The organism is Demequina sp. (assembly GCF_047975725.1).
Lineage (GTDB): Bacteria > Actinomycetota > Actinomycetes > Actinomycetales > Demequinaceae > Demequina.
In genome coordinates this window covers 1-15,495 of record NZ_JBKEED010000033.1, presented here as the reverse complement: position 1 = coordinate 15,495, position 15,495 = coordinate 1, and the positions used below count along the sequence as shown (strand labels likewise).

At 68.3% G+C, this 15,495-nt stretch carries 10 protein-coding genes; 8 read left to right on the top strand and 2 right to left on the bottom strand.

The genetic code is table 11. The features are described from left to right. Positions 1–1,338: an EsaB/YukD family protein gene (locus ACK5NO_RS12385; protein WP_416812993.1), complete on the bottom strand. Its 1,338-nt coding sequence runs from the start codon at positions 1,336–1,338 to the stop codon at positions 1–3. Positions 1,339–1,620: 282 nt separating this feature from the next. Here ACK5NO_RS12385 and ACK5NO_RS12380 point away from each other — a divergent pair, with 282 nt between their 5' ends. From ACK5NO_RS12380 to eccCa, 8 genes are all read left to right on the top strand, one after another. Beyond that, positions 1,621–1,938 carry a WXG100 family type VII secretion target gene (locus ACK5NO_RS12380; RefSeq protein ID WP_416812992.1) on the top strand — a complete coding sequence of 106 codons (318 nt, stop codon included), beginning with the start codon at positions 1,621–1,623 and terminating at the stop codon, positions 1,936–1,938. Between the two features lie 33 nt (positions 1,939–1,971). Then, complete coding sequence (locus tag ACK5NO_RS12375) at positions 1,972–2,253, top strand: WXG100 family type VII secretion target (RefSeq protein ID WP_416812991.1); 282 nt, start codon at positions 1,972–1,974, stop codon at positions 2,251–2,253. A gap of 67 nt (positions 2,254–2,320) precedes the next feature. Continuing rightward, a complete protein-coding gene (locus tag ACK5NO_RS12370; RefSeq protein WP_416812990.1) occupies positions 2,321–2,740 on the top strand; it encodes a hypothetical protein in 420 nt (139 codons plus the stop codon). After that, positions 2,737–4,104: a S8 family peptidase gene (locus ACK5NO_RS12365; protein ID WP_416812989.1), complete on the top strand. Its 1,368-nt coding sequence runs from the start codon at positions 2,737–2,739 to the stop codon at positions 4,102–4,104. The genes ACK5NO_RS12370 and ACK5NO_RS12365 overlap by 4 nt, the downstream gene beginning before the upstream one ends. Further along, positions 4,091–5,503 (top strand): hypothetical protein, encoded by a 1,413-nt coding sequence (locus ACK5NO_RS12360; RefSeq protein WP_416812988.1) that lies wholly within the window; start codon positions 4,091–4,093, stop codon positions 5,501–5,503. Before ACK5NO_RS12365 ends, ACK5NO_RS12360 begins: the two co-directional genes overlap by 14 nt. Before the next feature lie 245 nt (positions 5,504–5,748). Beyond that, positions 5,749–7,131: a hypothetical protein gene (locus ACK5NO_RS12355; RefSeq protein WP_416812987.1), complete on the top strand. Its 1,383-nt coding sequence runs from the start codon at positions 5,749–5,751 to the stop codon at positions 7,129–7,131. Positions 7,132–7,253: 122 nt separating this feature from the next. Beyond that, entirely contained in the window at positions 7,254–8,630 is a 1,377-nt protein-coding gene (locus ACK5NO_RS12350) for an FHA domain-containing protein (RefSeq protein ID WP_416812986.1), read from the top strand. After that, the gene (eccCa, locus tag ACK5NO_RS12345; protein WP_416812985.1) at positions 8,627–12,613 is read left to right on the top strand and encodes a type VII secretion protein EccCa; all 3,987 of its coding nucleotides are present in this window, start codon (positions 8,627–8,629) and stop codon (positions 12,611–12,613) included. The genes ACK5NO_RS12350 and eccCa overlap by 4 nt, the downstream gene beginning before the upstream one ends. Before the next feature lie 198 nt (positions 12,614–12,811). On the opposite strand, the gene rpoC is transcribed toward eccCa, so the two are convergent. Continuing rightward, a partial coding sequence (gene rpoC / locus ACK5NO_RS12340) for a DNA-directed RNA polymerase subunit beta' (RefSeq protein WP_416812984.1) occupies positions 12,812–15,495 on the bottom strand: 2,684 nt, incomplete at its 5' end.

Here is a 15,495-nt window from a genome sequence, read left to right as displayed (position 1 = left end):
CTATGCCCAGCCCGCCGCGAGCACGCCGAGGGGCAGCAGCAATGTGAGCACGATGACCTCGACGGTGTCCGCCGCTCGTGCCATGCCAATACGTGCGCGGGGGCTCAGCAGCGTCACCGTGACGAGGATCGCGGTCGCGCCCAACAGAATCACCAACAGCGCTCCCTGGCGGTGCGCCTGGGACGCGGCGACCGTGAGCGCGGTCAGCGCAAGGCCCACAGCGCCTACCGCCATCACCACCATCACGGCGGCCCTGGCGTATGCCTGGCGCGACTGGAACATCATCCCCAAGAACGCAAGCGCGGCAAGGCACGCGCCGGCGAGGCCGCTCGCTGCCACGATCGGCGTGGCGACCAGGACTGCGAGTCCAATGCCGAGCCGGAGGGCGACCAGTACGCGAGCCCCGCTAGCAGCGCGGGCTTTCACCGCATCGGCATCAATGGGCGTGGGCTCCGCAAAGATCTCCTGGTCGCTCTGTGGCGAGATGACCTTGAGGCGGGTGGAACTGAAGGCCAGCCACGGCAGTAGGTTTCCTAGCGCAGCGGCGACCGCGACCGTCATGGCGAAGGCTGCGACGGCGGCGCCCGGAGCCAGCCCGGTCATAGTCGCCGGGATGGCGATCACGATGCCCCACACGATGCTGACGAGATGCACCTCACGGCGCGTCGTCGACAGCACCATGGCGAGTGCGCCAGTGAGCGCGGCGGCCCCTCCAGCGGCGGCGAGAGGCCAGCCCCAGCGCAGGTCGGCATCAAGGGCCAGGAATCCAGCAAGACCAGCGAAGACTGCCGCGGCGAGTCCGAAACCATGCCCGGCCTCGACCTGTCCCAGCCGGGCCAGCACGGCCGATGCGATGAGCAGCACTGCGGCGCCGCCACCAGCGAGGACGGGGGCCAGCAACACAGACGGCCCGATGCTGAACAGCAGCACTGCGCACAACGCGAGGAACGTCAGGCTCACTGCCAACGCGGTGCGTGCGCTGTCCGCGGGCGCCCAGGCCCGGTGTTGCTCCGCCGTCGCGTCGATGACGGCCTCGGTGATGTCGTCGTAGACGCGGGGTTCAAAGAGGAGCCCTCCGCGCGCCAGGGTGAGCACATCGCCGTCATGCACGCCCTGGGCGGTCGCGCTGAGGCTCGGGTCGAGTTCTCCGCCGTCGGCCCTGCGTAGGGCATATCCGCCGTGGACAAGTGACGGGTCCAGGACGCCGAGGCTGCGCGCAAACCCCGGAATCACCTCCACCAAGGGCACGGAACCAGGGACGCCAACGTCGAGACGTCGATCCTCGCTCACCACGCTCACTCGCACGAGCGACATGGGAGCTGCTGCTTGCTGGCTCACTGGGCTCCTCCCCCGGGAGCGTGCCGACGCGCGGCACGTGACTTCAAGGCGCTGTGGACTCTTCGGGAGTGTAACGGCCCGAGGGTTTCACCCCAAGCCTTGTGAGGGGAGCTCTGCGCGGCAAGCACGCGTGACAGTGACAAACCGCCCAACACCCTGGAAATCACGCAGAGCACCGGGTAGGGTCTCGGTGTCGGCTGGCAGGGGGCGAGTCCGTCGATTGCCATGTGGCAGCCCGTTGGTGGGTGCTGGTCGTCCCAGTCACTGATGAAGGGGGCACCAATGGCTCAGACCATTGCTGCTGAAGAGGGTGCGTTGCGTGATGGTGCTATCGCCGTCAACACCGCCAAGGGCAACATCGACCGACAGATCGCGAACGTTCGCTCCGAGATCGAGCAGCTGCGCGGGTACTGGACTGGCGCTGCCGCCACGTCCTTCACCCAGCTGCTGACCCGCTGGGACCAGGAATCACGCAAGCTCAACGACGTGCTCGTGACCCTCGAGGACGCACTCAAGGGCACCGAACGTGACCAGGCCCAGGCCGAACAAGACCACCAGTCGACCATCTCGGGCCTTGGCTCGATGATGTCCGGTTCCTGACCTACCACTCAAGGAGACACCACCATGGAATCAATGAGTGTTCGCCCCGAGCAGGTCACCGCGCTGGCCGGTTCGATCCGCACCGGCGCCACCGGCATCCGCAACGAACTCGACGAGCTCGACAAGAAGGTCTCGCGCCTGCGCGCCAACTGGTCCGGTGAGGCACAGACCTCCTACGACGAGGCGCAGCGCCGCTGGAACGCCTCCATCGCCGAACTCCAGCAACTGCTGGCCCAGATCTCGACCAAGACCCAGGAGATCTCCAACTCCTACGTCAACACCGACTCCCAAGCAGCCAAGCGCTTCTCCATCTGACCCCACTCCCCGCATCGGGCCTCACCGCCCGATGCGGGGAGTACCGCGCCCGGAAGGACCTGAGGCGATGACAGACGCGATCTCCGCCCGCATCACCGACATCCACGACGAACTCGCCAACCTGCTGCGGCACCTCAACGAGTTCCCCTCGCTCGAGGCGATCAAGCACACCGAAGGCGCGAACGCCTCTGTGGCAGCTCCGTTCAACATCTCGCTGAAGGCCGCAACGATCGAGGCGTCCAGGATCACCAAGGAACTGATGACCGCGATCGCCTCGATGGACGATGGCGTGCGTGCCGCACTCAACGACCTCGTCGAACAAGATGCCTCCCTCGCCGCGGCTGCGGCGCGGGTCGAGAGTTTCCTGGACGACATCGCCACCGAGCCCGGTGCGACGCAGCAGCCTGCGACCACGACCGTGTCGCAGCAGTCGACCAGCGGCGGCTCGTCCTTCTCGAACTACAGCGGACAGGTGAAGGACGCGTGACACGCTTCACTCGGTGGACCGGAGCCGGGATGGGCCTCGTGATGCTCGCGCTGTCCGCCACCACAGCAACGGCCGATGTCGAAACCGACGGGCTCTGGTACTTCGACTGGTTCAAGGTCCAAGACGCCCACGACGCCGGCATCACTGGCGAGGGCATCACCATCGCGATGATCGACTCGCCCGTCAATCTCGACATCCCCACCCTCGCCGACGCTGACATCCGCGTGCAGGACTCCGCATGCGTAGACGCCGACGGGACACCCTACCCCGGCACGTCTACCGACTACGCGGTGGCACACCACGGCACCGCGGTGCTCTCACTCCTCGTGGGGTCTGGTCAAGGGTTCGACGGACAGACCGGCGTCAAGGGCCTGGCGCCCGACGCCACCGTGTTGACCTACTCGGCAGCAGTGGGCTCGACAACGGAAGAGTCCGATGCACTCGACGGTGCTTGTGTCGGCCCCGACGGCGAGACGATCACCGCATCACACGCCATTGGGCTCGACATGCATGCGGCGATGGATACGGGCGCAGATATCATCTCCGTGTCGTTGGGCGTCCCCCGGCACGACGTGCTGGAGAATGCGATCGCGAGGGCGATCCGCGAGGGAGTCGTGATCATCGCGAGTGTCGACAACACAGATGTAACAGTCAGCGCCACCTCCCCTTCCGACCTCAACGGGGTACTGTCCGTCAACCGCATCAACCCCGACGGCACCGCGCCTGAAATCTACAACACCGACGTGGTCGCTCCCGGCCTTGACTTGCTGCACCAGGGCGTCAATGACGACTGGAAGGCGCAGGCGCGCGCCGGCGGCACATCGTTTGCGACCCCGATCGTCGCCGGCAACGTGGCTCTGGCGATGCAGAAGTATCCCGACGCCACACCCAATCAGTTGTTGCAGTCGGTCATCCGCAACACCGGCGATGTGCCTCACGAGCTCTCGTACGATCCTCCGTACGGCTACGGAGTCGTCATCACTGACGTGTTTCTTGCCGCAGACCCCACCGTCTATCCCGACGTCAACCCATTGGTGTCGAACTACGCGCTCATGCCGCCTGGCGTCGACCTGATCTGGGAGGGTGCTGTCGCTGACCTAGACATCACCGAAGATCCCGCGCCGCGTCCCATCTACACGCCACAGCCCACCAGCCCGACTCCGTCGGCAGAGGTGGCTCCGACCACGGATCCCACACCCGACGCCACAAACCCTGAAGTACAGGGCGCCGACGAGACGACGATGCCCGGCTGGCTTGTGCCAGGGATCATCGCAGGCATCGCTCTGCTCGTGTTCATCGCAGTCGTCATTGTTGTCATCGCACGCAAGGCCCGCAGCCAAGGAGGAACCCATGGGACCGAATGAGCAGGCACTCGACGCCATCCTCGCCGCGCCCGCGTGGAAGGCGGAGCAGTTTCCCGAGCTGATGCTCTCGCTCGGCGCCTTGCGGCGAGCCCTCGCAGACTTGGCCTTGCCCGACCCGGACAGGTGGTCGGGCAAGGCCGCTGAACAGGCAGCCTCGACGTTCGGGGACCTGAGCGACATCTGCGGCAACCTGAAGTCTGCATTGACCGAGGTCCAGTCCGCTGTGAGTTCCGCCAACTCGGCGGTGGACAGGGCTCGCAGCGCTCGGGGCGGTCTGCCGTCGGCAACGGTGCCGTCGTGGCTTCACGCCGCGGTGGACGTCGCGCAGGCGGCGGGCGAGGTCAACGTCATCATCGGAGGCTACGCGTATGTCGCCGACAAGGCCGTCGGCATCTTCGAAGGGATTTTGGGCAACAACCGCGAAGAAGAGGCGAAGGCCACCCTCGAAGCGCTGGCTGAGGATCTGGCCGCGCCGAAGGAGCGTGTCAACGAGTCGCTAAGTAAATTGTCGCTCGACCTCGTCGTCGACGACACCGCGTCCGACGACGAGGTCGAGCAATGGCGTCTCACGAACCCCGACCCCCTGCCCGGTGGCCCTTTCCCGGTGCCGGCGACACCACGTCTGCCCAAGGCTGTGGCGGACAAGTTCCCGGAGTTGAGGTATGCCGACGAGGGCGCTCCAGACGATGTCCCTGATGGCTGGTCAGTGCCGTCGCCCACGGACCCACCCAGGTGGGTACCGCCAGAACCCGGGACCGACTGGGGCAGCGGCAACGACCTCGGCGTCAATCCGCCGTCGACCCCGTACCCCGATAGTGACGATGGCTTGTGGCACGGTGGCTCTGGCCCCGACATCGACTCAGGCACGAGCGGTACCACCGGCGGTGGGGGAGGCTCCCACTGGGGCACGGGCCTGCTCGGTGGCGGTGCCGCTGCAGGAGCGGTCGCGGTGGGCCTCGGCGCTCGAGCCCGTGCGGCTGCCGCGGCGGCTCAAGCTGGCATGCCCGGAGCCGGCATGGCAGGCGTTCCCGGTGCGGGCGGCTTGCTCGGCTCCGGTGCGACGAGCGGCGTGGGCGGTGTCGGGGCCGGTGGAGCTGGCGCATCGGGTGCAGCTGGCGCGGGACGCGGCATGAGCAGCGGCCTCGTGGGCGGCGGAAGCGGAACTGCTGGATCTGGTGCCGGCTCTGGCGCGACCGGCGGGCGTGGATCCGGATCCAGCGGCGGCCGAGGCATGATGGCTGGCGGCGGTGCCGGTACCGGCGCGGGGCAATCGAAGGACAAGCCGGCACGCTCGGGGCTCGGTGGACCCGTCGCCCCCAAACTCGAGGACGACGATGAGTTCGTGCGTCAGTCCGAACAGGCTCGTGCAGGTTGCCGCGACGCGCCTGGCGAGGCCTAGAGGTCCCGTCTGTGGCGCCCCTGACACGTCCCTGGATTTACGTCCACCGGCGCGCTAGGGTCACCACGGCAGCCGGTGTGCGGCCCGTCCCGGCTGGCTGCACACCCACTCATCAACTCTCCCACTAGTACCCCGCCCGTAAGGACCCCCGACATGCCCGCCCCGGCCTCGATCGCTCCGTACCCTGCGGTGTGCGACACCGAGGTGCGCGCCTGGGAGATCCCGGGTTCGTCGGGGGTGGCTGCGTGAGCGAGGCTCCCGACGCACTGCAGGCGAGAACATGCTTCGCACTGTTTGCCGCCCACGGTCGCGTCGACATCGCCGCTCCCGCCGAGCAGCCGTTGGCACGCGCGCTCGCCGCCATGGGGGTCATCGTCGATGTCTCCCGCCACGCGGTGCTCGGAGGCGACGGCAGGGCCGTCGACCTCGCCGCTCCCGTCTCGCACATCGACGACGGCGCGATCCTCACGCTCGTGTCGCTCGCCCCCGAGTCGGCCACGACATCGAGGAGCGTGCCGCGCGTCACCGCCCGCGCCGACGCCTCCGCACCGTGGTGGCTGCTCGGCACCCTCGCGCTCCTTCTGCTGGCCGCCGCACTGACTGATCTCGCCCTCGGTTCGACGCTGTTGGGTGACGGCGCGCGCCTCGCCGTGGGCACACTCGGCGGCCTGGGTTCGCTGGCGTGTGGCACGTGGTGGGCGACGCGTGGCGCGTCCCGCTCGCGTGAGGGTGCTGCCATCCTCGTCCCGATCCTGCTTGCCTTCAGCGCGACGGCGCTCGCCCTCCCCGCCGCATACCAAGGGGCACACCTTGCGGTCACCGCCGGACTGCTTGCCGGCGCGGTTCTGTGCTGCGCCCTAGCCGCCGTCGCGAGCGAGCGTCCCGCGCGCGCGATCGCGGTCTCCTCCGCGGTCGGGCTGCTGATCTTGGGCGCAGTGTGGGCGCTCACCCTCGTCATCGGGATGCCCGCATCGGCCGCAGCCATGGTGTGCATGGGCCTGGTCGCACCGGGGTTGCGGTGGGTCCCCACCACGATTCTCAACGTGCCAGAGGGCTACGCGATCGAGTACCGCCACTTCCTTGGCAATCGCTGGAGCGTACGCGGCGCGGTGCCGAGCGACCCAGGCGAGGTGTCGATGGCAGTGGTGCGCCCCTATGTCGACGAGGCCCACGCGCGCCTCACCGTCGGCGTCGTGCTCTTGAGCGCCACGAGTGTCCTCGCGACACCCTTGGTAGTCGCGGGGGTGTCGTCTCCGGCGATCTTCGAGCGCATCGGCGCCATCGTGTTGGTGGTCGCCACCGTCCTTGGGCTGGTGCTGTGGTCGCGCCGGACCACCGACACGGTGCTGCGCTGGACCCCGCGAGTGGCTGCCGGCATCACCGTGGTGCTCGCGATGGTTATGGTGACCGCGAGCGCGGAGCCGACGGCACGGCTCACCCTTGCCGCCGTGCTGATCATCGTCTCGGCGATCATCGCGGCCGCACTTGCCCCCTTGTCCCGTGAGCGGTCGGCGCTTGCGTGGTCGCGCATCGGCGACGTGCTCGAGAGCATGTCCGTCGTCCTGGCGCTTCCGGCCGCGCTGCTTGCTGCCGATACCCTCGAGTTCGTACGAGCGATGGTGTCTTGATGAGTCCTTCCGACGTCGTGACTTCCGCCCCGTGCTGGAACTGCGGCCAAGCAGTCCAGTCCTCAGCGGCCTCCTGCCTGTGGTGTGGTGTCACCACTCGCAAACCCTCCACCCAGTTCGTGATGGCTCCCGGCGGTGGAACGCCCAGCGAGCCTGATCCTGCCGCGGCCGCGGCTGCTCCCACCTACCCATCGCTGCCCTCGCCGAGCGCTATCCCTACGCCGCCGCTGCGCAGTGGTGGCCGCCCCACCCTTGGCCCCGCCTTCGCCGGTTCCTACGCGGCAGTCGGCAAGCAGGTCGCGGCCTTCACGATCGATGTGCTTGCCGTCGCGGCGGTGACCGTCACCGTCCATCTGTGGGCCACTAGCGTGCCACTCACGGTGCTTGCGGCGCTGGAGTCGCTGGTGTTCCTGTGGGTACTGGAGGCACGCACGGGCTTGTCTCTTGGCGCTCTCGTGCTGCGCATGCGTCACAGCATCGAAAGCCGCCCCTACTCCCCCGGCGCCGGCCGCGCCGTAGGCCGCATGGCCCTGACCGGTTTGGGCTTCCTGGTCGCCATCGTCGGCGCTTGGGTGGTCGCGGCCAGCGGCGCCTGGGACAGAAGTGGGCGAGGTCGGTCCTGGGCGGCCAAGGCCTCCGGCACGGTGGCCGTCTCCACGCCCCGTCGCACCGCTGCGCGGGCCGTGAGCGCCGATGCGGGTGCGGCCGCCGCTGCCCCGGCACCAGGCACCGCTGCGGCCTTCGGACTCGCCGCGCCACGCGTAGTGAGCACCTCGACGCTCGGCGGGTCGAGCATCGAGGACTCGGCGAGCGCCTCGTTCACCGGTCAAGGAATCACCCCCATCGTGGCGACCACGCGTGCCGAAGTCGTGGCGGCACAGCAAGCGCAGCCCGAGGTCCCGCCGGCGAACCAGCCTCCTTCGCAGATCCCCCCGCCGCCCCAGGTGCAAGCCTCACAACCGGCCATTGCGCCTGCCCCCGGCACGGCCATGCCTCCTGCGGCCGCGCCATCTGATCCCCTTGCCGCGCCTGCCACCGCTGCACCGGCACCCGCATCGGCCCCTGTACCGGCGCCTGCGCCGGTGCCTATGCCGGCGTCGGCACCCCAGCCAGCCCCCGCATCGGCCCTTCCCGTCACGCAGGGAGCGCTCCTGCTCGTGTTCGACACCGGCCAACGCGAGACCATTGCGCTTCCCGCCACGGTCAACCTGGGCCGGCGCCCCGCCGCGACGGCCCCCACCGATGCCCTCGTGTCCGTGACCGACCCCGACGGCTCGGTGTCCAAGACCCACGTGCGCTTGGAGCACTCGCGAGGCCGCACGTGGGTGACGGACCAAGGCTCGACCAACGGCACCGACCTGCTCGATGACGACGACATCACCACGCTCGCCCCCGGCGCGCGCACCGAGGTGCCCGACGGCGCCCGCGTGCGCATGGGTAACCGTGCCTTCACCGTGAACGTCCTGCTCGATACCCGAGCCCCGGAGGGAACCCCATGACCGGCCCGCGCCTCGCACCACCCCGAGTCCCATCGGGGCGCATCCCCTTGCAGGCCCCGCCGGAGATTGCCCCTGCAGACGGGTCCAGCATGCTCATGTCGATGCTGCCAATGCTGGGCTCCGTGGGCGCCATCGTGATGGTCACCATGACCAACACCGGCGTCCAGGGTCTGCTGACGGGTGGCATGTTCCTCGTGTCATCGCTGGGATTCGTCGCCGTCAATGGCTGGCGCCAGCGCTCGCAACGCAACGCGCAGGTGCTCGGCGCTCGGCGTGAGTACCTTGCCTACTTGGGTGAATTGCGCGAGACCGTGCGCGTCGCCTCCAAGCAGCAGCGCCGCGCAGCCAACTGGGCCAATCCCGCGCCCAGCGCCCTTCCCTACCTCGCCGAGGAGCGCACCAGGGCGTGGGAGCGCTCGGCGAACGATCCCGACTTCCTGCACGTGCGCATCGGCCGCAACGACCAGCCCCTGTGCGTGACGCTCGAGGCGCCCGAACTGCCTCCGCTGGCTCAGCTCGATCCCGTCGCAGCCTCTGCCGCCCACCGGTTCATGCTCACGCACGAGATGCAGCATCGGCTGCCCTTCGCCGTGCCACTGGGCGAGTTCGCCCGCGTCGAGGTGACCGGCGAGGAGGAGGACGTCCGCGCCCTGGTGCGCTCGATGGTGGCCTCGATCGCAGCGCTGCACGGGCCTGACTCGGTGCAGATCGTGATAGCCGCCGAGTCATCTGTGCTGCCCTTGTGGGAGTGGGCCAAGTGGCTGCCCCACACGCACTCCACCGCGAGCACCGACGGCGTGGGCGCGGCTCGCATGATCGGCACCGACCTCGCCGCGTTGGGCGAGATGCTTCCCGCCGAGGTGCGCGAGCGGCCCCGGTTCGCCCCCGGCGGCGACAGCGTGCCCCACGTGATCGTCGTCACCGATGGCGTGCGCGCAGCCTCCGACGACCCGATCGTGACGGCCGATGGCCTGCAGGGGGTGACCGTGATCGACCTGCCCTCGCGGTGGTCCGACCTCGACGATGCCCAGACCATGCGCATCGCGTTCACGCCCGGCGACTCGCGCACCGCGGAGGTGCTCACCCTCGCGCACGCACCCGTGACTGTCGAAGCCGACACCACGACCATTGCGGAGGCTGAGGCCACGGCACGCCGTCTGTTGCCGCTGTACGTCGCCGCCGCCCGCGCGGTGGAGTCCGGTCAGGCGCCGCGCTCCACCGAGCAGCGCGAGCTCGTTGACCTGCTGGGTCTGCCGGATGTGCGCGACATCGACTTCAGCCACGTGTGGCGTGGCCGCCCCGCGCGCGATCGACTGCGCGTACCCATCGGCCAAACCCCCGACGGCGCCCCCATCGTGATCGACATCAAGGAATCCGCCCAGCAGGGCATGGGACCCCACGGCGTGATGATCGGTGCCACCGGTTCCGGTAAGTCCGAGGTGCTGCGCACCATGGTGCTCGCCCTCGCCCTCACCCACTCCCCCGAGCAACTGAACTTCGTGCTCGTCGACTTCAAGGGTGGCGCGACGTTCGCGGGCATGTCCGGCATGCCGCACGTGAGCGCGGTCATCACCAACCTTGGCGCCGAGCTCGCGCTCGTCGACCGCTTCCAGGATGCGCTCCAGGGTGAGGTGACCCGTCGCCAGGAGCTGTTGCGTCGTGCGGGCAACTTCGTCAATGTCCGCGACTATGAAAAGGCCCGTCTGGGTGGGCGTAGCGACCTCACGCCCCTGCCCGCGCTCATGATCGTGGCGGACGAGTTCTCCGAGCTGCTTGCCGCCAAGCCCGAGTTCATCGAGAGCTTCATCAACATCGGCCGAGTGGGCCGTTCGCTCGAGGTGCACCTGCTGCTGGCCTCGCAGCGCCTCGAAGAAGGCAAGCTCCGCGGACTCGACACGTTCCTGTCCTACCGGATCGGTCTGCGCACGTTCTCGGCTGCGGAATCGCGCACGATCCTGGGCGTGCCCGACGCGTACACGCTCCCCCAAGAGCCCGGCGTCGGCTTCCTCAAGTCCGACACCGAGACCATGACGCAGTTCCGTGCCGCGTACGTCTCTGGCGCCCCCAAGCGCCGCGCCCGCAAGGCCGTGACCGGTGAGAGCGGGGCCGACGTGCGCGAGGCCGTGGTCGAGCTGTTCACCGCCGCTCCGGTCGCCGTGCGCGCCACCGATGAGGACGATGCGGAGGCCGCTGCCGCAGAGGCAGCCGAGGCCGCCTCTGCGGCGGCGGCTGGCGCAGCCGTCGACAAGCGCAGCACCTTCGACATCGCGATCGACCGGATGAGTGACTTGGGTCCGGAGGCGCACCAGGTGTGGCTGCCGCCGCTCGAGACCGCGCCCACGCTCGACCAGCTCATGCCTGACCTGCAGGCCGATCCCGCGCTGGGGCTCGTGTCCGCGTCGTGGCGCTCCCGTGGCGGCCTCACTGTGCCGCTCGGCATTGTCGACGTGCCGCTCGAACAGCGCCGCGAGAGCCTCACGGTGTCGTTGGGAGGTGCGGCCGGCCACATGGCCGTCGTGGGTGGACCGCTGTCCGGCAAGTCGACCCTGGCACGCACCACGCTCGTCTCGTTGGGGCTGACCCATTCTCCCCGCGAGGTGCAGTTCTACGTGCTCGACTTTGGCGGCGGATCCTTCGCCGGCATGCGCGACTTCCCCCACCTCGCCGGCCTCGCGACCCGTTCCGAGCCCGACGTGGTGCGTCGCGCCGTGTCCGAGGTCATCCAGATCATCAACCACCGCGAGCGGTTCTTCCGCGACAACGGCATCGACTCGATCGACACCTACCGCCAGCGCCGTGCTGCCGGCGCGATCGACGACGGCTACGGCGATGTGTTCCTCGTGGTCGACGGCTGGGGCACGCTCCGCGCCGAGTACGAGCACCTTGAGCCCCAGATCCAGGCCATCGCCGCCCGGGGCCTCACCTATGGCGTGCACGTGATCATCACGGCTGCGCGGTGGCTCGAAATTCGCTCCAACATCAAGGACCTCATCGGCACCCGACTTGAGCTACGCCTGGGCGACCCGTCCGACTCGGAGATCGACCGCAAGGCCGCTGGCAACGTCACGGCCGGTGCGGCCGGCCGCGGCCTCAGCCCTGCGAAACTGCAGATGCTCACCGCGCTGCCCCGCATCGACGGCGACTCGAACCCCGCGTCGCTCGCCACGGGCGTGGACGCGCTCATCGCGCGGATGACCGAGTCCTACCGCGGCCCCGCCGGCCCCAAGCTGCGGCTGTTGCCCGAACGCATCACGCTGGACCAGGTGCGCTCGATCGCGAAGGACGCGCCGTCCATCCTGCTGGGTATTGACGAGGCGGGGCTGGCGCCGTTCGGCATCGACCCGCGCGAAGAGCCCACGCTGTACCTGTACGGCGACGCGGACTCGGGCAAGACGTCGTTCCTGCGCGCCTGCGCCCAGGAGATTGCCCGCCTGCACACCCCGCAAGAGGCGAAGATCTTCGTGGTCGACTATCGGCGTTCGCTCCTGGGAGACCTTCCCGAGGAGTACCTGGGTGCCACGTTGGGCACCCACGACGAGGCGACGTCGGGTATCCAGGAACTCGTGCAGTTCTTCCAGACCCGCATCCCCGGCAAGGACGTCACGCCCGAGCAGCTGCGTAGCCGGTCGTGGTGGAAGGGCGCCGAGGGCTACATCCTGGTCGACGACTACGACCTGGTCTCGACGTCGCAGGGCAACCCCCTCGCGCCGCTCGCAACCCTGCTTCCCCAGGCCGCAGACCTGGGCCTGCACCTGATCCTCACCCGCCGTGCCGGTGGCGCATCGCGTGCCTCGTACGACCCGATCATCCAGCGCCTCACGGACATCGGCTCCACTGGCATCCTGCTCAGCGGTAGCCCCGAGGAGGGCGCGCTCATCGGCAAGGTCAAGGCTCACCCGGCGCCTGCCGGGCGTGCCCAGATCGTGTCCCGCGACCGCGGCCTCGTCGCCGCCCAGTTGGCGTACCAGCCCTCGCGCTTCTAGCCCCCGCCCGCCCCTCCCCCGCCCCTCCTCGCAAGTCAAATGGATCCATTTGGCGGGGTTCGGGCACCCCCTGCCGAGCGAATGGATCCATTTGACCGGGTTCGGGCACCCCCTCCCGAGAAAATGGATCCATTTGACGGGAAAACGGGCGAGGCCCGGCCCCGCAGCTGCGGGACCGGGCCTCGGTGACGTGAGTGATTACTCGCGCGGCAGGTCGAACTCCTCGAGTCGCACAGCCTCGCCAGTGCCCTCCGAGAAGTACTGGCCTTCCCACTCCTCGTACCCGAAGGTCGGGAACAGGTTGGACTTGGCCTCTTCGGTGGGCTCGACCGTCGCGGTCCGGTACTGGTGAAGTCCGGTACCAGCGGGGATGAGCTTTCCGAGGATGACGTTCTCCTTGAGGCCCACCAGCGGGTCCGACTTGCCGGACATCGCTGCCTCGGTGAGGACGCGGGTGGTCTCCTGGAACGATGCGGCCGACAGCCACGACTCGGTTGCCAGCGAGGCCTTGGTGATACCCATGAGCTCGGGGCGAGCCGAAGCCGGCTTGCCGCCCTTCGTCACGGTCTCACGGTTGGCGCTCTCGAAGCGCGAACGCTCCGCGAGCTCGCCCGGCAGCAGCGGCGCGTCGCCGGCCTCGAGGACCGTGACACGACGCAGCATCTGACGAACGATGACCTCGATGTGCTTGTCGTGGATCTCCACACCCTGCGAGCGGTACACATCCTGGACCTCGTCCACCAGGTGCTTCTGGGTGGCGCGGGGGCCGAGGATGCGCAGCACGTTCTTGGGGTCAACGGCACCTGCCACGAGCTGCTGACCGACCTCGACGTGCTCGCCGTCCTGGACCAGCAGGCGCGAACGCTTGGTGACCGGGTACTCGATGGGCTCGTCGCCGTTGTCGGGGGTCACGACCAGGCGGCGCGTGGCCTCAGAGTCGTCGACCTTGAGCTTGCCTGCGACCTCGGAGATCGGGGCCTCACCCTTGGGGGTACGGGCCTCGAAGAGCTCCTGGACACGGGGCAGACCCTGCGTGATGTCGTCTGCGGACGCCACACCACCGGTGTGGAAGGTACGCATCGTCAGCTGGGTTCCGGGCTCACCGATGGACTGGGCAGCGACGATGCCGACGGCCTCGCCGATGTCGACCAGCTCACGGGTAGCGAGCGAACGGCCGTAGCACTTGGCGCACGTACCGACCGCCGACTCACAGGTCAGCACCGAACGGACCTTGACGTCCTCGATGCCCTGCTCGATCAGCGAGTCGATCAGCACATCGCCGATGTCCGCGCCGGCCTTGGCGATCACGTCGCCGGAGGCGTCGGTCACGTCGGTGGCCAGGGTGCGGGCGAAGACCGAGGTCTCCACGCGCTCGTGCTTGACGGTCTCACCGGTCGGCGACTTCTCGACGATCGGCATGGTCAGACCACGCTCGGTGCCACAGTCGGACTCCCGGACGATGACGTCCTGCGAGACGTCCACCAGACGACGGGTCAGGTAACCCGAGTCGGCGGTACGCAGAGCGGTGTCGGCCAGACCCTTACGGGCACCGTGCGTCGCGATGAAGTACTCGAGGACGGACAGTCCCTCGCGGTAGTTCGACTTGATCGGACGCGGGATGATCTCACCCTTCGGGTTGGCCACCAGACCACGCATACCGGCGATCTGACGCACCTGCATCCAGTTACCACGAGCACCGGATCCCACCATGGTGTGAACCGTGTTGTGCTTGGGGAAGGACTCCCGCATGGACTTGTCGACCTCGTTCGTGGCCTGGGTCCAGATCTCGATGAGCTCCTGACGGCGCTCGTCGTCGGTGATCAGACCGGTCTCGAACTGCTCCTGGACCTTGACCGCCTGAGCCTCGTAACGCTCGAGGATCTCCTGCTTGTTGGCGGGGGTCGCGACGTCGCCGATACCGATGGTCACACCCGAGCGGGTAGCCCAGTGGAAGCCAGCGGACTTGAGCGCGTCGAGCGAGGCAGCAACCTCGACCTTGGGGTAGCGCTCAGCGAGCTCGTTGACGATGTTGCCCAGGACCTTCTTGTCCACGTCACGGTTGACGTAGGGGAAGGACACAGGCAGCAGCTCGTTGAACAGCGCGCGACCCAGCGTGGTGGTCATCGTGAAGGGCGTGCCCTCCACGTGGTCCTCGGGCAACTCGTAGCCCAGCGGCGGAACGGTGTCGCCATCCACGCGCAGCTGGATCTCAGCGTTCAGCGAGATGTCGCCAGCGTCGAACGCCATGCGAGCCTCGGCGGCGGAGGTGAAGGCACGGCCCTCACCCTTGACGCCTTCCTTGTGCAGCGACAGGTGGTACAGACCGATGATCATGTCCTGCGAAGGCATGGTCACCGGACGACCGTCCGACGGCTTGAGGATGTTGTTGCTCGACAGCATCAGCACGCGGGCCTCGGCCTGCGCCTCTGCCGACAGCGGCAGGTGCACAGCCATCTGGTCGCCGTCGAAGTCGGCGTTGAAGGCGCCACACACCAGCGGGTGCAGGTGAATGGCCTTGCCCTCAACCAGCTGAGGCTCGAACGCCTGGATACCCAGACGGTGCAGGGTGGGTGCACGGTTCAGCAGCACGGGGTGCTCGGTGATGACCTCCTCGAGCACGTCCCACACCTCTGCACGCGAACGCTCCACCATGCGCTTGGCGGACTTGATGTTCTGGGCGTGGTTGAGCTCGACCAGGCGCTTCATGACGAAGGGCTTGAACAGCTCCAGCGCCATCTGCTTGGGCAGACCACACTGGTGCAGCTTGAGCTGAGGACCGACCACGATGACCGAACGGCCCGAGTAGTCCACGCGCTTACCGAGCAGGTTCTGACGGAAACGACCCTGCTTACCCTTCAGCATGTCCGAGATGGACTTGAGCG

Excerpts from the sequence above, each read along its gene's own strand:
- ACK5NO_RS12380 (WP_416812992.1), top strand. The coding sequence starts at position 1,621 with ATGGCTCAGACCATTGCTGCTGAAGAGGGTGCGTTGCGTGATGGTGCT.
- ACK5NO_RS12375 (WP_416812991.1), top strand. The coding sequence starts at position 1,972 with ATGAGTGTTCGCCCCGAGCAGGTCACCGCGCTGGCCGGTTCGATCCGC.
- ACK5NO_RS12370 (WP_416812990.1), top strand. The coding sequence starts at position 2,321 with ATGACAGACGCGATCTCCGCCCGCATCACCGACATCCACGACGAACTC.
- ACK5NO_RS12360 (WP_416812988.1), top strand. The coding sequence starts at position 4,091 with ATGGGACCGAATGAGCAGGCACTCGACGCCATCCTCGCCGCGCCCGCG.
- ACK5NO_RS12350 (WP_416812986.1), top strand. The coding sequence starts at position 7,254 with ATGGCTCCCGGCGGTGGAACGCCCAGCGAGCCTGATCCTGCCGCGGCC.
- eccCa (WP_416812985.1), top strand. The coding sequence starts at position 8,627 with ATGACCGGCCCGCGCCTCGCACCACCCCGAGTCCCATCGGGGCGCATC.